A 19046-nucleotide genomic window follows, 5' to 3' on the forward strand; every position below is an offset into this window, starting at 1 on the left:
GGCGGACAGTTGCTAGGATCGGAGTCGTCAGCGGGGGCTGGCACAGAAAAAAACAGGCTCACGACCAGGAGAAGTGCGCATGAGCGTCCCACCCGAGTCCGTCGTACCGCCGCCGTCGAACGGTCCTACCGCACCGTCCGATCTCCCTTCTGCCCAGGAACGCCAGTGGGCGATGTTTGCCCACCTGTCCGCCCTGCTGGGTCTCATCCTCACCGGGCACTGGCTCGGCTGGGGCTGTTTCCTGGGGCCGCTGATCATCTGGCTGGTGAAGAAGGATTCCATGCCCTTCGTGAATGATCAGGCGAAGGAGGCGCTGAACTTCAACATCACTGTTGCGATCGTGTTCTTCGCGCTATTCGTGCTCACTCTGATCACGCTGGGGTTGGGCGTGCTGATCGCCGTGCCCGTGGGTGGGATCGTTGGCATCGCGTGGTTGGTGTTCGTCATCATCGCGGCCATTCGTGCGAACGAAGGCGTGCGCTATCGCTACCCGTACACCTTGCGACTGATCGGCTAGATAGCCTCTATGAAAAGGCGGCCCACGGGCCGCCTTTTTCACCTCAGTGGAGCCCCACGTAGGTGCGTTTGAAGGTCACCGGCTGTTCCAGCGAGGGCACCTTCCATGCACCTGTGACGACCATCTGCGCAGCATTGGGCGTCATCGCCCAGGTCTGGTCGAGCTGGGTGCCGTCGGCGTAGCGTATATTCACCGTCAGCTGGCCGTTCTCCACATGGCCGCGCACCATGGCGTTGCCGTTGAGTGTCTGTCGTGCCACGCCGTCCAGTTTGCCGGTGAGTTGGTCGCCGTTGTCCAGGCGGATCTGGAAGGTCTTCTCGTCCTGCTGCACGAGCAGCACGGAGTCGGCTTTCAATGTGGGTGGCATCGGATAGGTGGCCGTCGCGATCGGGTCCTTATCGCTGCCGCTGGTCGGCTTGCTGCTGTTGTCGCCATGACGGCCGTGTCCGCCACCGCCCATGCCGCCACCACCGTGGCCGCCCATGCCCCCACCTCCCATGCCTCCACCACCGCCCATGCCGCCGTGACGGCCACCGTTGCCGCTGGTGGCAGGAGTAGGGCTGGACGACGATGAGGCGGGCGTAGTGGCCTGCTGGCTGGCCAGTTCCTTGCGTGCTTCTAGACGCATTGCGGCGGTCAGGGCATCGGACGTATCGCTGTTGCGATCATCCAGACGCCAGGCGCCGGTGAAGTCGGTGTTCTGGGCAGCGATGGCCGTGCCGGCGAGCAGCAGTGCTGCGATGACGCCGGCGAGACCAGCACGCGCGTGACGTGCGAAACGAAATAAGGGCATGGCAGTCGGAACGGTGAGGGGCGTGACCCTTTGGAAACGTTCCAGCGCGGTCGTTGTTGACGCGTCGTCAGTGAGGCGTAAGCGTCAAAGGGGAGCAGCCGCCTGCTACGGCTCTACTTCAGCCGCGCTGCGGCGTAGTGCGCCAGCTCTTCCAGCAGCACGCGACCTTGGCCAAACGGGGCGATGGCATCCAGGGCCTCCCGCGTGAGGTGTTCAAGATGTTCGCGGGACGCATCCATGCCGATGATGGACGGGAAGGTAGGTTTGTCTGCCGCCGCGTCCTTACCCGCCGTCTTGCCGAGCACCGCCGATTCGCCTTCGACGTCCAGAATGTCGTCACGCACCTGGAACGCCAGGCCCACGGCGTGGCCGTAGCGGTCCAGTGCGGCGAGCTCCTCGGTGGTCGCGCCGGCGGCGAGGCCACCGAGTTGCACGGCGGCACGGATCAGCGCGCCGGTCTTGCAGGCATGCATGAATTCCAGCTCGGCGAGCGTGAGCTTGCGGCCCACGGCGGCCAAGTCCAGCGCCTGCCCGCCGGCCATGCCGTCGGCGCCGCAAGCGCGGCCCAGTACACGCAGCATTTCCACGCAGCGTACGGGCGACACGCCCGCGTCCACGTCGTGGGCCAGCAATTCGAACGCCAGCGCCTGTAGCGCGTCGCCAGCGAGGATCGCCATGGCTTCGCCAAAGACGATATGGCAGGTGGGTCGGCCGCGACGCATGGCGTCGTCGTCCATGGAGGGCAGGTCGTCATGCACCAGCGAGTAGGCGTGGATCAACTCCACGGCCACGGCAGGAGCGTCCAGACTCGACCCCACTTCCCCGAGCGCATGGCCGGCGGCGTAGACCAGCAGCGGGCGCAAGCGCTTGCCGCCGCCAAGCACGGCGTAACGCATCGCCTGGTGGAGTTCCACGGGGGCGGTGTCGGCGGGGGGGAGCGAGCTGACAAGCGCCTCTTCAGCGCGGGCGATCAGCGACTTGAGCTGAATACCAAGCTCAGAGCTGGGGTTCAAAGGGTTCGGCAGTGTCTGGGGCATCGGGGTCGAGCAGCATTCGTACGCGTAACTCGGCATTTTCCAATGCCTGCTGGCAATGGCGATAGAGGCCGATGCCGCGCTCGAAAGAGGACAGGGATTCGTCCAGGCTCAGCTCGCCCCCTTCCATACGCGCAACCAGCTGTTCGAGTTCGTCCAGCGAGTGTTCGAAATCGGCGGCGGGAGCGACGGGAGCGGATGCAGACTTGGCCATGGCCCGCAAAACTAGCGCAGGGGCCGTGCGGAATCAATCCGCGAAGGTGGCTGTTGCAGCAATAAGGTGGTCACCACGCAGCTTGCCAGCGGGGTTTGGCGCCAGCCAGCAGCGCTATGCCCCGCTCGGTAAGCCAGCGATCACCTACGCCGATGAGTTCGTCCCCCACGAACAGCAGGGGGCAAGCCACCCGCCGCCACGGGGGCATGCCGCTTTGCTGGAACAGGTCGCGCAACTCGCGGGTATGTGCGTCCCCAGCAGGGCGCAGGCGTTCGCCCCCTCGGCGCAGGCGCACGGTCAGCGCGCTGTCCAACCGTGTCGGAGGGTCGAGCAACAGGCTTCCGCCGTCTGGCAGGGCCAACGGTTCACCGTGCCAGTCCGCCTGCCACTGCGGGTCCACCCCATGCTGAGGTGGAAGCGCCCATAGCCGGTTTTTCCAGACATGCACTTCGGCGCCAGGCCAGCGGATACAGGGCAACTGGCCGTCGCGGGCCACGCATTGGCGCTCGATCTGCTCACGTTGTGCGGTGGTGGGCGCGGTGAGTCCGCGCGAGTGCAGCCAGTCGTCGAGCAGGGGGTGCCGCAAGGCCGGTGTGAGCGAGAGCCAGCCGACGGCGTCGAGGCTGCCGCTGGATGGGTCGAGCAGGTGGGACTGTGCCGCGCGCCACTGGCGCTCCAGCGCCTCGCTGGCGGAGCGGTGGAGGCGAGCGCTATGGATGATCGAATCCACCGCTTGTGGCCAATGCTGACTCAGGCGCGGCAGAATTTCGTGGCGAAGGAAATTCCGCGAAAGGCGCGCATCACGGTTCGAAGGATCGTCGATGCAGGGAAGTGCGTTCTGCTCCACGTAACGGCGCAGGACATCGCGAGGCGTATCCAGCAAGGGGCGCCAGAGCAGTCCGTCACCGAGGCGTCGCGTTGCGCGCATGCCGCCAAGACCTTCGGGGCCGGCGCCGCGCAGCAGTTTCAGCAGCACGGTTTCCGCCTGATCGTCGCGGTGATGCGCCAGCACCAGTCGCTCGCCTTTCTGCAGCGATGCGGCGAACGCGCGGTAGCGCGCATCGCGCGCCGCGGCCTCCAGGCCATAGCCGCGCGCATGGTCGACATCCACCCGCAGCACCAGGCACGACACGCCCCATTCGCCAGCAAGCTGCCGGCAGTGCTCAGCCCATGCGTGGCTATCGGCATGCAGTCCATGATCGATGTGCAGCGCTCGCAGTCCCTGTGCCTGCGGCAGTTGCGCCAATGCATGCAACAACGCGGTGGAATCAGGGCCGCCGCTATAGGCGACGCATAGAGGGCCGGCCGGGTGCGCGTGCAGCGCGTCGCGCAGGATGTGGTTCAGTTCATTCACGGGCGGTGGCTTTCTTGCTCTTGTTGCGCACGTAGATCACCTTGGGGCGACCTTCGCCGGCATTGCGGCGATCCATCTCGAACAGCGTAGTGGCGGTGATCAGTTCGCTGAGCTTGTTGTAGCCATAGCTGCGCGCGTCGAAGTTGGGGCGCTGCTTGGTGACGATTGAGCCGACCCCGCTCAGGGTAGCCCAGCCGTCGTCGTCCGATGCCGCATCTACCGCGTTGCGCAGCAGGTTCACCAGGCTGGAATCCTGCTTGAGTTGTGCGGCAGTACGCGGCTTGAGCGGCTGCTCCTCATCCGGCTTGGCGACCAGGATATCGGTGTAGATGAACTTGTCGCAGGCAGCCACGAACGGGTCGGGTGTCTTACGCTCACCGAAGCCGTAGACGATCAGGCCGGATTCGCGGATGCGCGCAGCCAGTCGGGTGAAGTCGCTGTCGCTGGAGACGATGCAGAAGCCATCGAAGCGCCCGGAATACAACAGATCCATCGCGTCGATGATCATGGCTGAGTCGGTGGCGTTCTTGCCGCTGGTGTAGCCGAACTGCTGGATGGGCTGGATCGACTGCGTGAGCAGTTGTTCCTTCCAACCCTTGAGGTGATTGGACGTCCAATCACCATAGGCTCGCTTCACGTGCGCCGTACCGTACTTGGCAACTTCGGCGAGCAACGCCTCGGAGATGGTCGGCTGCGCGTTGTCCGCGTCGATAAGAACGGCGAGTTTGGTGGCGTGTTCGCTGGCCATGAACGCATTTCCGGACGATGGTGCCCGGATGGTAGGTCAGGAAGACAGGGCAGTGAGTGAAGAGGGATCTGCGTCGGGATATGGTCTTCTCGCCGCGCACCCCTCCCGACTCAGGCTGGGCTCACTCGGTGTAGGCACCGTAGCCGCGCAGGCGCTTGTAGCGCAGCTCCAGCAGATCCTTCACCGGCAGGGCTTCGAGTTCGTCGATCTGGTTGAGCAGCACGGCCTTCAGGCGTACGGCCATGGAGTGCGGATTGCGATGGGCGCCGCCCAGCGGCTCGCGCACCACCTTGTCGATCAGGCCCAGTTCCAGCAGGCGCGGAGCGGTGAGGCCCAGCGCTTCGGCGGCGTCCTTGGCCTTCTCCGCACTCTTCCACAGGATGGAAGCGCAGCCTTCTGGCGAGATCACCGAGTACGTCGAATACTGCAGCATGACGGTGCGATCGCCCACGCCGATGGCGAGCGCGCCACCGGAGCCGCCTTCACCGATCACGGTGCAGACGATAGGCGTCTTCAAGTCGGCCATTTCCAGCAGGTTGCGGGCAATGGCTTCCGACTGACCGCGCTCTTCCGCACCCACGCCCGGGTAGGCGCCTGGCGTATCGATGAGCGTGATCAGCGGCAGGCCGAATCGTTCGGCCATCTTCATAAGGCGAAGTGCCTTGCGGTAACCCTCAGGACGCGGCATGCCAAAGTTGCGGCGCACCTTGCCCTTGGTATCGCGTGCCTTCTGATGGCCGATGATCATCACCGAACGGCCATTGATGCGGCCGAGACCGCCGACGATGGCAGCGTCGTCCGAGTAGGCGCGGTCGCCGGCGAGTTCGTGGAATTCGTCGCAGATCACGCTGATGTAGTCGAGCGTGTACGGCCGGCCAGGGTGACGCGACAACTGCGTCACCTGCCACGGCGTGAGGTTGCGGAAGATCTCGTTGGTCTTGAGCTTCAGCTTTTCGCGCAGACGCCCGACTTCTTCGTCGATGTTGAACGCCTGCCCATGGCTGGCGTGACGAAGCTCTTCAATCTTCGCGTCCAGCTCGGCGATGGGTTGTTCGAAATCGAGGAAGTTAGGATTCATTCGGTGCAGTTCATGACACGGAAGCGCGCAAGTATACCGGTCTAGAAAAGAACGCGGGAACGGATGCGTATGGGAAACGTGAAGGCTGGCGCGGGGTTCAATCGCCGCGCGGACGGTCGTCCGTCTTGACGATGCGTAGCTTGGCCGCCTCGACGCCGGGAATCGCGCGGATGGCACGCAGGAGCTCAGGGATCGCATCCACGCGCCAGTCCTCTCCCAACTCCAGATCCGCCTGGGCAAGGGCGTTGTGGTAGCCGTGAAGAATCACGCTGGCGCGTCCACCGCGGTAGCCGGCGAGCGTGCGGCGCAGGTCGTCAATGAAGGCGGGGTTCACGCCGTTCAGTTTTAAACGCAGCAGGCGAGCGAAGCGGCGGCAGGCATCACCCAGGGTGTAGGCGCTGCGGGCACGCACGGCGAAACCACCGCCGGAGAAATCGTCGATGCGCAGGCCACCTTCGACGATCAGCAATTGGTCGCGCGTAAGCATCGGGGCGATCTGCTGGTAGAGGTCGCCGAAGAAGCTCACCTCGATGATGCCGGTACCGTCCTCGAGTCGGACGAAGGCATCGCTATCACCGCGCTTGCGCACAGCAGTGACCATGCCGGCTACCGTCCACGGCGTGTCCGGACCGCGGCGGAAACGGTTTTCGTCACCGTCGTTCTTGCGCGGCTTGGGCGGTTGATAACGATCGCCGATCTCGCCCAGAGGACAGGTTGAGAGCTGAGCTAGCTCGTCCCGCCATGGATCAGTGGGATGGCCGGAGAGATAGTGGCCGAGCGTGTCGCGTTCGCCTTGCAGCAACTGTTCGAGTGGCCACTCGGCCACCATGGGCAGATCCACCTCGACCGTCGGCGCGTTGGCGCTCCCGTTCTCGGATGACATGGACGCGCCGAACATGTCGTTCTGGCCAGACTGCTTGTTTTTCAGATGCTGGTCGGCCGCCTTCATGGCGTTCGGCAACTGCGCCATCAGGCTGGCGCGATTGGGCGCTAGCGCATCGAGCGAACCGGAAAGAATCAATGCTTCGAGCACGCGGCGATTGAGCTTCAGCGAATCCACGCGGCGGCAGAAGTCGGCGAGATCCTTGTACACGCCACCGCGTTTGCGCTCGTCGGCAATCGCTTCGCAGGCACCCTGACCCACGCCCTTGATGGCGCCGAGACCGTAGCGGATCACCTTCGGCTCGACGGCAACAAACATGAACTCTGACGTGTTGATGTCCGGCGGCAACACCTTCAGGCCGATCGCCTTCGACTCGTCGATGAAGGTCACCGCCTTGTCGGTGTTGTCCATGTCCGACGAGATCGTCGCGGCCATGAACTCCGCGGGGTAGTGCGTCTTCAACCAGGCGGTGTGGTACGAAACCACGGCATATGCGGCGGCGTGTGACTTGTTGAAGCCGTAGCCCGCGAACTTCTCCATCAAGTCGAAGATTTCGTCGGCTTTTTCGCCGGTGAGCCCGTCCTTGGCGGCACCCTCGCGGAACTTGGCGCGCTCCTTCGCCATTTCCTCGAGTTTCTTTTTACCCATCGCGCGGCGCAGCAGATCGGCGCCGCCGAGCGAATAGCCGCCCACGATCTGCGCCATCTGCATCACCTGCTCCTGATAGACCATGATGCCGTAGGTCTCTTTCAGGATCGGCTCGACGCGCGGATCGGGATACACCACTTCCTCGCGGCCGTGCTTACGGGCGACGAAGCTGGGGATCAGGTCCATCGGGCCGGGGCGGTACAGCGCCACCAGCGCGATGATGTCCTCGAAACGGTCGGGTTTGGCATCCTTGAGCATGCGTTGCATGCCCGAGGATTCGAGCTGGAACACGGCGACGGTCTGCGCCTTCTTCAGCAGCTCGTAGGTGGCCACGTCATCGGTGGCAATCGCCGCGATGTTGAGTTCTTCCTCGCCACTCACTGCGCGACGCGCGTTGATGGCTTTCACCGCCCAATCGATGATGGTGAGCGTGCGCAGGCCGAGGAAGTCGAACTTCACCAGACCAACCGCTTCCACATCGTCTTTGTCGTACTGCGTGACGACGCCGGCGCCGCCCGGTTCGCAATACAGCGGGGCGAACTCGGTCAGCGGCCTGGGGCCGATCACCACGCCACCGGCGTGCTTGCCGACGCCACGCGTCAAGCTTTCCAGGCTCAGCGCCAGGTCGATTAGCGTGCGTGCTTCTTCGTCCTGGTCGTAGAGGTCGCAGAAATCCTTGACGATGCGATCGGGCTCTTTCTTCGCCTTCTCCGAACGACCCAGCGCGCATTGCAGCGTGAGATCCAGCGGGCGGGGCGGAATGAGCTTGGCGATGCGGTCCACCGCGTTGTAGCCCATGCCGAGCACACGACCGGAGTCGCGCAGCACAGCCTTGGCCGCCATCGAGCCGTAGGTGATGATCTGGCTGACGTGGTCGCGGCCGTATTTGCGTGCGACGTAATCGATCACCTCATCGCGGCGATCCATGCAGAAGTCGATGTCGAAGTCGGGCATCGACACGCGTTCGGGATTCAAGAATCGCTCGAACAGCAGATCGAACTGGATCGGATCGAGATCCGTGATCTTCAGCACCCAGGCGACCAGCGAACCTGCACCCGAACCACGGCCCGGGCCCACGGGAATGCCGTTCTGCTTACCCCAGTTGATGAAGTCCGCCACGATCAGGAAGTAGCCGGGGAAGCCCATCTTGATGATGACGTCCAGCTCGCGTTCCAGCCGCGCTTCGTATTCCTCGCGCGTACGGCCGGGCGCGACGCCGGCGAATTCCAGTCGTTCCTTCAGGCCGTCGCGTGATATCTCGCGGATGTAACTGGCCAGGTCATGGCCTTCCGGCACCGGGAAATCAGGCAGGTAGTACGTACCGAAGTTCAGTTCCAGCGTGCAGCGCTTGGCTAGCTCGATGGTGTTTTCCAGCGCCTCGGGAATATCGGCGAACAACGCCTCCATTTCTTCTGGCGACTTGAGGTACTGCTGGTCGCTGTAATCGCGTGGACGCTTGGGGTCGGCGAGTACGCGCCCCTGATTGATGCACACGCGCGCTTCGTGCGACTCGAAGCCGTCCTGCTTGAGGAAGCGCACATCGTTGCTGGCAATCACCGGCAGGTCGAGCTGTGCGGCAACGCCTAGCGCGGCGGCGTTCCAGTTTTCCTCGCCCTCGCGACCGGTGCGGGTCAGTTCAAGGTAGAGGCGATCGGCCATCTGCGTCGCGAAAGCATGGACGCGTGCCACGGCTGTATCCACACCCTGGTTCACGGCGACACGCGCGACTTCGCTGTCGCGGCCGAGCACGGCGATCAGGCCGTGCGTCGCTTCCGGCGTGAGCCAGGTGGCATCGACCATGGCCCGGCCGCTGTGCTGGCCGTCGCGCCATGCGCGCGACACCAAGCGGGACAGATTGAGGTAGCCCGCATGGTTCTGGACAAGCAGGGTAAGACGCCAGGGACGCGGGTCATCCGGCGAACTGACCCACACGTCGCTGCCGCCGATCGGTTTGATGCCGGCCGCGCTGCAGGCTTTGTAGAACTTCACCAGCGCGAACATGTTGCTGTCGTCGGTCAGCGCGACTGCCGGAATACCCAGGCGCACGCAAGCCTCGACCAGCCCCTTGATGCGGACAGTCGAGTCGACCAGCGAGTATTCGCTGTGAAGGTGGAGGTGAGCGAAGCGAACGGACATGGCGCACGCGCAGGATGGATCCACAGCCTAACGGCGCGGCCCGGACCGGGCAAGAATTGACATTGCCTCCGGCGTGACTTTTTCGCGCTGGATCAGGAGGATGCCGGAGGGGTGACGGTAGCGGCCGTTGCTCCCGGCGCCGGCTGTGCGAGCAGATCGTCCACGTCCGACATGATGATGTTGAGCATGTTTTCGTCATAACCCGTGTAGACGTGGGCGATACGCCCATCTCGTCCGATCATCACCATGAAGGGCAACGTCTTGATGTCGTAAGGCTTGCCGATGCGCCCGTCCGGCGGGTCATAGGTCAGGATGATGTCGAGGCTCTTCCAGCGGTTGCGGAGGTCTTTGAATGCCTCGTAGGTGTCGTCATGGTTCACGCCGATGACTTGCAGGTCGGCGGTGCCTTTGAGTTTCTGGAGTGCGGCGAGTACCGGCAGCTCCTTGCGGCAGTAGCCGCACCACGACGCCCAGAACGACACGACGACCACCTTGCCGCGCAGACCGGACACACGCACGTCGTGTCCGTCGCGATCACGGCCGAGTTCGTCTGAAGGGATGGCGCCTACCTCAGGACGGGCGTGACCCAGGGTGGCCGTTATCAGGGCCAGTACGGCCAGCATGCTTCGAACAGAGCGTCTCATCGGTCCTCTCCTTGACCGGGCCAGCATAGCGAACGCGGCGTCCGTCCCGCCGGCCGAGGGCGGGCGGACGAGCGGTGGTTGCAGGGAGCGGCTGGGGCTGTCATGGTCCGGTGCTTTCACCCTGGACGGCAGCCCTGACGCTGCCCGGAAAACACCGATGTCACTGATCCGCTCGCTGTTCACCGTCAAACCCATCGAGGCCTCGCTTGCCGCCAGCGACAACATGCGGCGCACGCTGGGCCTGAAGGACCTGATCGTCCTGGGCGTGGGAGCGGTGATCGGCGCCGGTATTTTCGTCATTACCGGGCAGGCGGCTGCCGAACACGCCGGTCCGGCCCTGACCATTTCATTCGTGCTGGCCGGCCTGGCCGCAGCGTTGGCGGCACTGAGCTATGCGGAGTTCGCCGCCATGCTGCCGGTCTCGGGCAGTGCCTACGTCTACGCCTACGCCACCTTTGGCGAATTGCTGGCGTGGTTCATCGGCTGGAACGTGGTGGCTGAGTACCTGTTGGCGGTGTCGTCGGTGGCCGTGGGTTGGTCCGGTTACGGGGTGGGCCTGCTGCACAGCATCGGCGTTGATGTACCGGCGGCGCTGGCGAATGCGCCGTTGGCGTTCAAGGACGGCCACTTCGTGGTCACCGGGGCCTGGATCAACTTGCCGGCCCTGCTGGTGGTGGCGGCGATCACCACGTTGCTCTACTCCGGCACGCGTCAGTCGACGTTGTTCGCCAGCGTGGTCGTGGTGCTCAAGGTGTTGGTGGTGATCCTGTTCGTGGTGTTCGGGCTGCAGTACATCGACACCTCGTTGTGGCATCCGTACGTGCCGGCGAGCCAGGGCGGCGACCACTATGGCTGGGCCGGTGTGTTCCGTGCTGCAACCAGCGTGTTCTATGCCTATATCGGTTTCGACGCGGTGGCGACGGCAGCGCAGGAAACGCGCAACCCCCAGCAGAACGTGCCGGCCGGCATCCTGATCTCGTTGGCCATCTGCACGGTGCTCTACATCGTGGTGGCGGCGGTGCTGACCGGACTTGTGCCGTATGCGCAACTGGCCACGGCGGAGCCAGTTGCGACGGCGCTGGCCGCGCATCCAGCGCTGGCATGGCTGAAAGTGCTGACGCAGATAGGCGCAGTGGCGGGCCTGACCTCGGTGATCCTGGTGATGCACATGGGCTTGGCACGCATCCTCTACACGATGGCGGGTGATGGCCTGCTGCCGCGCATGTTCGGCGCCGTGCATGACCGCTTCCGTACGCCACATCGCACGACGGTGCTGGTTGGTGTCATCGGCGGCCTGCTGGCGGCGGTGTTCCCGCTGAGCCTGCTGGGTGACCTGCTGTCGATGGGCACGCTGCTGGCGTTCGCCACGGTGTGCATCGGCGTGCTGGTGCTGCGCCGCACGCGCCCGGATCTGCCGCGCGGTTTCCGTGTGCCCGCCGCATCGGTGGTGTGCCCCTTGGGCGTCGTCGTCTGCCTGTTTCTGCTGGCGCAGATGAACAGGGGTAACTGGATGCTGCTGGCAGGCTGGACCACGGTCGGCATGCTCATCTACATCGGCTACGGCTATCGCAACAGCCGTTTGCGTGTGGGTAGCTGATCGCCAGCATCGCGGCGACGATGGCACTCCACCGTCGCCAGCGCTGCGTCTTACCAGATGTGGAAGCGCTCCGCGCTTTGCGGATGATCGATGTAGTGATCCAGCCCCTGTACCCGGAGCGGATGCCGGTCGTAGTCGACATGCCGGAGTTCGGCATTTGCGGTGTCTGCCATCTCGTCAGGGGTGAGCTGCGATAAAGGCATGACGTCCGGGTGGCTGTTGGGTGTGGACGGGTCGTTCGGGCGGCGGATGGTGCTCATAACGGACTCCCGCGGTCGAATGCGCGCTTGGTTGGAGTCTTCAATCCCATGCGGTGGGGAGACGTGCATGGGGCCTTCGTCCCTGCCTGACGGAAGCGCACCGGACTCGGTGGCTTCGCTTTCCTATCCATTGGGATGCAGCGGCGGCCTGAAAGGTTGCACTAGCCAATGGCGCGGGCCGAGCGCTGTTCCATGGATTCAAGCTTAGATTAGCGCTGTTGCACGCGGGTGACGCCGGCCATTAGGCATGCTTTTCGGTGTTCGTATTGGCCCTGCGATTGCTTCGCCGATGCGACGCAGCGGCCGTGATCCGGACGTCTATGTCAGAACAGCACGCCCTGGTCCACCAGGATCTTCACCGGCGCAAAACTACGGCGATGGTGCGGGCAGGGGCCTAGGCGCTTCAGAGCGGACAAGTGTGCCGGCGTGCCGTAGCCTTTGTGCTCGGCGAAACCGTAGCCGGGGTGTTTACGGTCAAGCTCCACCATCCATCGGTCTCGCGTTACCTTGGCGAGAATCGACGCGGCGCTGATCGCTGGTTCCAGTGCGTCGCCGCCGATGATGGCGCGGCCCGCGCATGGCAGATCGCGAGGCAACGCATTGCCATCGATCCATGCCTCGTGCGCCGCCGGCGTCAGGCCCAACAGCGCGCGACACATACCAGTCATGGTGGCTTGGTAGATGTTGATCCGGTCGATCTCGTCGGACATCACCATCACGATGCTGTGTGCTAGCGCCCGCTCGACGATCAGCGGATAAAGCGCCTCGCGCTTCTGCTCGGTGAGCTTCTTCGAATCGTTGAGCCCCTCGATGGGGCGTGCTGGATCGAGGATAACTGCAGCGACCGCGACAGGGCCGGCGAGCGGCCCGCGGCCTGCTTCGTCCACGCCGGCAATGAAGCGTGTTTCCAGCACCGTGCCGGCCGCGTTAGCGGTGCGTCGAGTGGCTTTCGCCTCAACCATGATGCGCCTCGATCATCTCGGCGACGGCATCGGCTGCGAGGTCGCCGGCATGTCCTTCCAGATCGCCGCGCAGCGCCAGATGCAATTGTTCGAAAGCGGCGACGATGGCGCCGCGCCGCTCGCTGTCGTGGAATAGCGACAACGTTGTTTCGGCGAGCTTGTCGACCGTGAAGTCGTCCTGCATGAGTTCGGGAACCAACACGATGTTGTCGCCCATACCGCTTGCTCGCGCCAGGATGTTCGGCAACGAATAGACGTCTGTCTTGAGCATGTTGAGCACCTTGGCGATGCGGTAGCTCACCGGAGACACGCGGTAGCCGACCACCATAGGGCGCTTGGCGAGCATGGCTTCGAGCGTCGCCGTGCCGGAGGCGAGCAATACCACATCGGCTGCGAGCATGGCTTCGTGCGCGTGGCCATCGATGAGTTGCGGCGTGCTCTCATCTTCGCTGGTGCCGACGAGTTCTTTTAATGTCGCATGCACGCGCTCGTTGGCGGCAGGAACGATGATGCGAAGACCTGGCAACTGCGCGGCGACCTTGCGCGCTGCCTGGATAAAGGCCGTGCCCAGCTGTTTGATTTCGGAGCCGCGGCTGCCCGGTAGTACCGCAAGCACGGGCACGTTCTGTGGAATGCCAAGGAAATCGCGGGCGCCGATGCGATCGGATACCAGCGCGAACCGGTCGGCCAATGGATGGCCAACGAAGCGCGCATCGATACCGTGCCGGGCATAGATGGCCGGCTCCATCGGGAACAGGCACAGCACGCGGTCGGCGCTGCGTCCGATCTTTTCCGCCCGCTTCTCGCGCCACGCCCAGACCGATGGGCTGACGTAGTGCACGGTACGGATGCCCGCTTCGCGCAGGCGCTTTTCGACACCCAGGTTGAAATCGGGCGCATCGATGCCAACCACCACGTCGGGCTTTGCCGCCACGAGGCGCGCAAGCAACTCCTTGCGCAGTTTGAGCAGGCGGGGCAGGTGAGACACCACCTCGGCAAAGCCGAACAGCGACAGCTCCTTGATGTCGTACCAGGAGTCGAAGCCGGTGGCCTGCATGCGCGCGCCGCCGATACCGACGAAATGTGCCAGCGGATAGCGGCGTTGCAACGCCGCTATCAGGTCTGCGCCAAGCTGATCGCCCGAATCTTCGCCGGCGATGATGGCGATGGTCGGCGTTCTGACTGTCGCATCTGTTATGGACATATCGTTACGTCAGCCGTCAGAGCCAGAGCGCGTGCCTGATTCGTTGATATGTGCTGCGCACATATCAACGCGCCAGCGAGCGCTCGCTGCTGTCGATGAACTCGAGCATCGCGCGCACGTCTTCACTGTCGTTGGCCTGCACGCTGAGCTGTTCGCGTGCGTCGGCCAGGGTCAGTCCTGCCATGTACAGCGTGCGATACGCGCGCTTGATGGCCGAGATGCGCGCCGTGTCGAAACCGCGGCGCTTAAGGCCTTCGCTGTTGATGCCGCGCGGGCGGCCGCGCTGCTCGTTGGCCATTGTCACGAACGGCGGCACGTCGGAACCAAGCAGGCAACCCATGCCGATGAAGGCATGCGCGCCGATCTTGCAGAACTGATGGGCGCCGGAGAATCCCGCCATCACCACCCAGTCACCGATCTCCACATGGCCGGCCAGCGCGGAGTAGTTGGAGAACACCGTGTTGTTGCCGATCTTGCAGTCGTGCGCGATGTGGACGTAGGCAAGAATCAGGTTGTCGTTGCCAACCTGAGTCACGCCGCCGCCGTCGCCGGTGCCGCGATTGATGGTGACGTACTCGCGGATCAGGTTGCGGTCGCCAATCAGCAGTTCGGTGTGCTCACCGTTGAACTTCTTGTCCTGCGGATCGCCACCCAACGAGGCGAACTGGCTAATGCGGTTGTCACGACCAATGCGCGTGGGGCCCTGGATCACCACATGCGGGCCGATCACCGTACCTTCGCCGATATGCACGTCGGCGCCGATCACGGAGTACGCGCCGATGCTGACGCCGCTGGCGACGACGGCGGTAGGATCGATCTGCGCAGTGGGGTGGATCATTTGTCGGACCTCGCGGCGCACATCAGTTCGCAGCTGGCCACGACCTTGCCGTCGACGATGGTGCGTGCCTCGAACAGGCCCATGCTGCGCAGCAGGCGCTTGAGCTCGACTTCCAGGCGCAGCTGATCACCCGGTACCACGGGGGCGTTAAAGCGCGCGTTGTCCACCTTGGCGAGGTAGAACAGCGGGCTACCCGTGGTGCCCTTCAGGCGGCTGGAGATCTGCGTCAGCAGGCCGGCTGCCTGTGCCATCGCTTCCACGATCAACACACCCGGCATCACCGGATGGCCGGGGAAGTGGCCCTGGAAGAACGGCTCGTTCATCGTCACGTTCTTGATGGCCACGGCACTCTTGTCCGGCACCAGTTCGATCAGGCGGTCGACCAGCAGGAACGGATAGCGATGCGGCAGCAGCTGCTGGATCGTTTCCACGTTCACGGGCAGATGGAAGGGCACGGTCAGGTCACTCATTATTGCTGTCCTTCTCCAGCGCCGAGAGCCGGCGCACGTATTCATCGAGATGCTTGAATCGGGCTGCGTTGCGCCGCCATTGGCGACTTTCCTGCAGCGGTGCGCCCGAGGAGTATTCACCCGGCTCGCGGATGGAATGCGTGACCAGGCTCTTGGCGGTAATGTTAACGCGGTCCGCCAGCTCCAGATGGCCGAGCACGCCGGCGTTGCCGCCGATCATGCAATAACGGCCGATCTTGGCGCTGCCGGCCACGGCGGAGCAGCCTGCCATGGCCGTGTGGGCGCCGATATACACGTTGTGGGCGATCTGGATCTGGTTGTCGAGGCGCACGTCTTCCTCGAGGACGGTGTCGTCCAGCGCGCCGCGGTCGATGGTGGTGTTGGCGCCGATTTCACAGTCGTCGCCGATGCGCACGCCGCCGAGCTGCGGCAGCTTGATCCAGTGATCGCGGTCAAAGGCGAGACCGAAGCCATCCGAGCCGATCACGGCGCCCGGATGCACCAGCACGCGCTTGCCCAGCGTCACGCGGATGACCAGGGTCACGCGCGCCACCAGGCGGCATTGCGCGCCAATCGTGCATTCGGGGCCGATGATGCAGTGCGGGCCGAGAATGGCGCCATCCTCGATGACGGCACCGTCCTCGATCACGCAGCCGGGGCCAATGCTGGCGGTCGGCGCCACTTGGGCGCCCGGTGCCACCACCGCCGTGGGGTGGATGCCCTGCGGCGAAGCGGAATGGCGCTCGAATAAGGCGGCGATCTTGGCGTAGGCCACATAAGGGTCGTGGGCCACCAGGGCGGCCACCGGGCTGTCCGCGACGTTTTCCTCACGCATGACCACTACGCCAGCGCTGGTAGCCGTCAGCTGCGATGCGTATTTGCTGTTGGAAAGGAAGCTCAGCTGGCTCGGGCTGGCGCCGGCCAGCGTGCCCACGCCATCGATGACGCGGGAGCCGTCGCCATGGCTGACGAGACCGAAGCGCTCGGCCAGCTCGGATACGGTGGTTTGAAAAACGCTCATGTCAGCTCCCTGCAATCAGACCATTGTAGGTCGCCTCGGCGGAGGCATCAAAAGATGGCCCTAAGAGTGGCCCCCAGGGATGGTTGCCACCATAAAAGAAGGCGCGGCATGGCCGCGCCTTCTGCTGTGTTACCCCTTGGGTGGTCAGCTCGTCAGAACTGGCTGCCGAAGGTGAACTGGATGCGCTCTTCGTAGTGACCATCGTCCGCCTGGGTGCGCAGCGGCACGGCGAAGTTGATGATCAGCGGGCCGATGGGCGCCTGCCAATGCAACGACAGACCCGTGGAGACGCGCAGCGTCTTGGCGGTGAAGCTCTGGTAGTCGGTATAGGCGTTGCCGACGTCCACAAACCACGACACGCGAGCGGTGTTGATGTCCTTGAGGAACGGCAGCGGCAGATACAGCTCAGCCGTACCTAGCACCTTGAACGCGCCACCCAGGGGCTGTGCATAGCTGTACACGCTGCCTGGGCAGGTGCCGTCGGACAGCGGGGTGATCGGTACCTGTTTGCCCGCAGCATTGGTCGTGGTGCCCACGCAGACGCGAGGACCCAGGGTGTTGTCCTGGAAACCGCGCACGTCGCGCACGCCGCCGGAGTAGAAGTTCTCCCAGAACGGGAAGGTGATCTTCTGGCCCGCCTGGTAGATGCCGTCGTCGCTGCTGTTGTCGAAGGTCTGGCCGTAGGTCTTGCCGTAGCCGACCTGACCGTCCACGTACAGCACGAAGCCCTTGCCGATCGGCCAGTAGTGATTCGCCTCGCCCATGATCTTGTAGTACTGCACGGTCGAACCGGGCAGGGCGATATCGGTAGACAGCGAGATCAGGCCGCCGCGAGTGGGCGCCCAGTAACCGTTACGCGTGTCGTGGTTCCAGCCCAGCGTGGCATCCCAGGTATGGATGGTCTGGTGGCCCAGCGCGTTCTGGTAGTCGATCAGAATCTGCGGCGAGTAGTTGGCCGTCTGCGTGACCGTGTTGCCGTTCGAGTCGGTGGTCAGGTACTGGTAGCTGAGGTTGATCTTGTTGCTGCTGAGGCCCAGGCCCGCGCGGATATTGTCCGTTTCGGAAATCGGGAAGCTCAGGAAGCTGGAGAACGACTTCATCGAACTTTCGTAGTTCACGAAGTCGCTGTTGGTATCGCCGTAGTTGCTCTTGGTGTAACCGGCGTTATAGCCGATACCCACGCCGCTATCGGTGAGATACGGGTTGAAATAGCTCGCGTTGATGCTGGTGGAGTAGTCGCTGCGCGATGCGCCCACGGTGAAGCTGTCACCGGTGCCCATGAAGTTGTTCTGCGACACCGACGCGGACAGGATGATGCCCGAGTACTGCGAATAGCCCACACCGAACATCAGGCTGCCGGCGGACTGCTCTTCCACCTTCGCGGTCAGGTCGACCTGGTCTTCGGTGCCCGGCACCAGCGCCTTGTCGATGTTGACCGTCTTGAAGTAGCCCAGGCGCTGCAGGCGGATCTTGGAGCGGTCGATGGCCGGCTGCGAGAACCAGCTGCCTTCCAGCTGGCGCATTTCGCGGCGCATCACGTCGTCTTCCGTGCGGGTGTTGCCCTGGAAGATCACACGGCGCACATACACGCGCTTGCCCGGCTCGATGTAGAGCGTCAGGTCGACGGTGCGCTTGTCCTTGTCCAGCTTGGGTACTGGCGTCACCTTGGCGAACGCATAGCCGATGCTCGCCAGGATGTTCTTGATCGAGTTGGTGCTCGCCTCAATCGCCTTGCGGTTGAAGGTGTCACCCTTGTGCACGTACACCAGCTGATGCAGCGCGTCCTCGGGGAGGATCAGCTCGCCGAGCAGGTGAACGTCGGAAATGGTGTAGATATCGCCTTCCTTGACGCTGGCGGCGATGTACATCGAGCGCTTGTCCGGGGCGATCGTCACCTGTGTGGAGTCGACGCCAAAGTCGGCGTAGCCGCGGTCCATGTAATAGGACTGCAGCTTCTCCAGGTCGCCGGAGAGCTTTTCACGCGAGTACTGATCGTCCTTCGAATACCAGGACAGCCAGCCAGGAGTGTTCGATTCAAAACCCGAGCGAATCTCCTTGTCGGTGAACGCCTTGTTGCCGACGATGTTGATTTCCTTGATCTTGGCGACCTTGCCTTCGCGGATCTCGATATCGACGGCGACGCGGTTGCGATCAAGCTGGGTCACGTGCGGGTCGACCGACACGTTGTACTTGCCGCGGTTGTAGTACTGGCGTACCAGTTCCTGCTGCACGCGGTCCAGCGACAGGCGGTCGAAGGTCTCGCCTTCGGACAGGCCGATCTCCTTCAGACCCTTGCGGAGATCTTCTTCTTTGATGTCCTTATTGCCGCGCAGGCTCAGCTTGGCGATGGACGGGCGCTCGACCACCTTGATGACCATGATGTCACCTTCGCGGTCGATCTCCACGTCACTGAAGAACTTGGTTTGGTACAACGCGCGAATGGCACGCTGAGCAGCGTCGTTGGTCAGGCGGTCGCCACGATTCACCGGCAGGTAGTTGAGTACCGTACCGGCTGAAATGCGGCTGAGGCCATCGATACGGATATCGGAAACGACAAACGGCTCGAACGCGAGGACATTGGCGGATAGTGAGGCAAGCAGGATCAGGGCGGCGATACGCTTCATCGTCGATTCCGTTGGTTTGTT

17 protein-coding genes are annotated in these 19046 nt (G+C 63.7%); 2 read left to right on the forward strand and 15 right to left on the reverse strand.

From position 1 onward, the window contains the following. Window positions 1–79: 79 nt before the first annotated feature. A complete protein-coding gene (locus DyAD56_RS16800; protein ID WP_102303907.1) occupies window positions 80–517 on the forward strand; it encodes a DUF4870 domain-containing protein in 438 nt (145 codons plus the stop codon). Between the two features lie 43 nt (window positions 518–560). Here DyAD56_RS16800 and DyAD56_RS24115 read toward each other — a convergent pair whose 3' ends face one another. The 8 genes from DyAD56_RS24115 to DyAD56_RS16840 form a co-directional block, all read right to left on the reverse strand. Next, the gene (locus DyAD56_RS24115; protein WP_199179012.1) at window positions 561–1310 is read right to left on the reverse strand and encodes a hypothetical protein; all 750 of its coding nucleotides are present in this window, start codon (window positions 1308–1310) and stop codon (window positions 561–563) included. Window positions 1311–1423: 113 nt separating this feature from the next. Further along, window positions 1424–2323 carry a polyprenyl synthetase family protein gene (locus tag DyAD56_RS16810; protein ID WP_102303909.1) on the reverse strand — a complete coding sequence of 300 codons (900 nt, stop codon included), beginning with the start codon at window positions 2321–2323 and terminating at the stop codon, window positions 1424–1426. Further along, window positions 2307–2558: an exodeoxyribonuclease VII small subunit gene (locus tag DyAD56_RS16815; protein WP_102303910.1), complete on the reverse strand. Its 252-nt coding sequence runs from the start codon at window positions 2556–2558 to the stop codon at window positions 2307–2309. The genes DyAD56_RS16810 and DyAD56_RS16815 overlap by 17 nt, the downstream gene beginning before the upstream one ends. Before the next feature lie 70 nt (window positions 2559–2628). After that, entirely contained in the window at window positions 2629–3912 is a 1284-nt protein-coding gene (gene tilS / locus DyAD56_RS16820; protein WP_233202546.1) for a tRNA lysidine(34) synthetase TilS, read from the reverse strand. Continuing rightward, window positions 3905–4660 (reverse strand): NYN domain-containing protein, encoded by a 756-nt coding sequence (locus DyAD56_RS16825; RefSeq protein ID WP_102303911.1) that lies wholly within the window; start codon window positions 4658–4660, stop codon window positions 3905–3907. The genes tilS and DyAD56_RS16825 overlap by 8 nt, the downstream gene beginning before the upstream one ends. Before the next feature lie 121 nt (window positions 4661–4781). Beyond that, window positions 4782–5738: an acetyl-CoA carboxylase carboxyltransferase subunit alpha gene (locus DyAD56_RS16830; RefSeq protein ID WP_102303912.1), complete on the reverse strand. Its 957-nt coding sequence runs from the start codon at window positions 5736–5738 to the stop codon at window positions 4782–4784. Between the two features lie 97 nt (window positions 5739–5835). After that, a complete protein-coding gene (gene dnaE, locus DyAD56_RS16835; protein ID WP_102303913.1) occupies window positions 5836–9405 on the reverse strand; it encodes a DNA polymerase III subunit alpha in 3570 nt (1189 codons plus the stop codon). 92 nt (window positions 9406–9497) lie between these two features. After that, window positions 9498–10049 (reverse strand): TlpA disulfide reductase family protein, encoded by a 552-nt coding sequence (locus tag DyAD56_RS16840; RefSeq protein WP_158241372.1) that lies wholly within the window; start codon window positions 10047–10049, stop codon window positions 9498–9500. Window positions 10050–10272: 223 nt separating this feature from the next. Between DyAD56_RS16840 and DyAD56_RS16845 the strand changes: the two genes are divergently transcribed. Further along, window positions 10273–11646, forward strand: coding sequence for an amino acid permease (locus tag DyAD56_RS16845; RefSeq protein WP_233202559.1), 1374 nt, complete (start codon window positions 10273–10275; stop codon window positions 11644–11646). A 50-nt stretch (window positions 11647–11696) separates the two neighbouring features. On the opposite strand, the gene DyAD56_RS16850 is transcribed toward DyAD56_RS16845, so the two are convergent. The 7 genes from DyAD56_RS16850 to bamA all read right to left on the reverse strand — a co-directional run bounded on the left by DyAD56_RS16850 (window position 11697) and on the right by bamA (window position 19025). Then, window positions 11697–11906: a hypothetical protein gene (locus DyAD56_RS16850; protein WP_102303915.1), complete on the reverse strand. Its 210-nt coding sequence runs from the start codon at window positions 11904–11906 to the stop codon at window positions 11697–11699. A gap of 323 nt (window positions 11907–12229) precedes the next feature. Further along, complete coding sequence (gene rnhB, locus DyAD56_RS16855; RefSeq protein WP_102303916.1) at window positions 12230–12868, reverse strand: ribonuclease HII; 639 nt, start codon at window positions 12866–12868, stop codon at window positions 12230–12232. Continuing rightward, a complete protein-coding gene (gene lpxB / locus DyAD56_RS16860) occupies window positions 12861–14072 on the reverse strand; it encodes a lipid-A-disaccharide synthase (protein ID WP_199179014.1) in 1212 nt (403 codons plus the stop codon). The genes rnhB and lpxB overlap by 8 nt, the downstream gene beginning before the upstream one ends. A gap of 64 nt (window positions 14073–14136) precedes the next feature. Then, complete coding sequence (gene lpxA, locus DyAD56_RS16865) at window positions 14137–14910, reverse strand: acyl-ACP--UDP-N-acetylglucosamine O-acyltransferase (protein ID WP_102303917.1); 774 nt, start codon at window positions 14908–14910, stop codon at window positions 14137–14139. Then, window positions 14907–15380: a 3-hydroxyacyl-ACP dehydratase FabZ gene (gene fabZ, locus DyAD56_RS16870; protein WP_083337560.1), complete on the reverse strand. Its 474-nt coding sequence runs from the start codon at window positions 15378–15380 to the stop codon at window positions 14907–14909. Before fabZ ends, lpxA begins: the two co-directional genes overlap by 4 nt. Beyond that, on the reverse strand, window positions 15373–16401 hold the full coding sequence (gene lpxD / locus DyAD56_RS16875) for a UDP-3-O-(3-hydroxymyristoyl)glucosamine N-acyltransferase (RefSeq protein ID WP_102303918.1): 1029 nt from the start codon (window positions 16399–16401) through the stop codon (window positions 15373–15375). The genes fabZ and lpxD overlap by 8 nt, the downstream gene beginning before the upstream one ends. A gap of 152 nt (window positions 16402–16553) precedes the next feature. Next, window positions 16554–19025: an outer membrane protein assembly factor BamA gene (gene bamA / locus DyAD56_RS16880; RefSeq protein WP_102303919.1), complete on the reverse strand. Its 2472-nt coding sequence runs from the start codon at window positions 19023–19025 to the stop codon at window positions 16554–16556. Window positions 19026–19046 lie beyond the last annotated feature (21 nt).

It is taken from the genome of Dyella sp. AD56 (assembly GCF_002878475.1).
In the GTDB taxonomy this organism is placed as follows: domain Bacteria; phylum Pseudomonadota; class Gammaproteobacteria; order Xanthomonadales; family Rhodanobacteraceae; genus Dyella.

Coding starts and splice junctions, on each gene's coding strand:
- DyAD56_RS16830 (WP_102303912.1), bottom strand. CDS start 5,738: ATGAATCCTAACTTCCTCGATTTCGAACAACCCATCGCCGAGCTGGAC.
- DyAD56_RS16825 (WP_102303911.1), bottom strand. CDS start 4,660: ATGGCCAGCGAACACGCCACCAAACTCGCCGTTCTTATCGACGCGGAC.
- lpxB (WP_199179014.1), bottom strand. CDS start 14,072: ATGTCCATAACAGATGCGACAGTCAGAACGCCGACCATCGCCATCATC.
- rnhB (WP_102303916.1), bottom strand. CDS start 12,868: ATGGTTGAGGCGAAAGCCACTCGACGCACCGCTAACGCGGCCGGCACG.
- DyAD56_RS24115 (WP_199179012.1), bottom strand. CDS start 1,310: ATGCCCTTATTTCGTTTCGCACGTCACGCGCGTGCTGGTCTCGCCGGC.
- DyAD56_RS16815 (WP_102303910.1), bottom strand. CDS start 2,558: ATGGCCAAGTCTGCATCCGCTCCCGTCGCTCCCGCCGCCGATTTCGAA.
- lpxD (WP_102303918.1), bottom strand. CDS start 16,401: ATGAGCGTTTTTCAAACCACCGTATCCGAGCTGGCCGAGCGCTTCGGT.
- DyAD56_RS16845 (WP_233202559.1), top strand. CDS start 10,273: ATGCGGCGCACGCTGGGCCTGAAGGACCTGATCGTCCTGGGCGTGGGA.
- lpxA (WP_102303917.1), bottom strand. CDS start 14,910: ATGATCCACCCCACTGCGCAGATCGATCCTACCGCCGTCGTCGCCAGC.
- bamA (WP_102303919.1), bottom strand. CDS start 19,025: ATGAAGCGTATCGCCGCCCTGATCCTGCTTGCCTCACTATCCGCCAAT.
- dnaE (WP_102303913.1), bottom strand. CDS start 9,405: ATGTCCGTTCGCTTCGCTCACCTCCACCTTCACAGCGAATACTCGCTG.
- DyAD56_RS16840 (WP_158241372.1), bottom strand. CDS start 10,049: ATGAGACGCTCTGTTCGAAGCATGCTGGCCGTACTGGCCCTGATAACG.
- fabZ (WP_083337560.1), bottom strand. CDS start 15,380: ATGAGTGACCTGACCGTGCCCTTCCATCTGCCCGTGAACGTGGAAACG.
- DyAD56_RS16800 (WP_102303907.1), top strand. CDS start 80: ATGAGCGTCCCACCCGAGTCCGTCGTACCGCCGCCGTCGAACGGTCCT.
- DyAD56_RS16850 (WP_102303915.1), bottom strand. CDS start 11,906: ATGAGCACCATCCGCCGCCCGAACGACCCGTCCACACCCAACAGCCAC.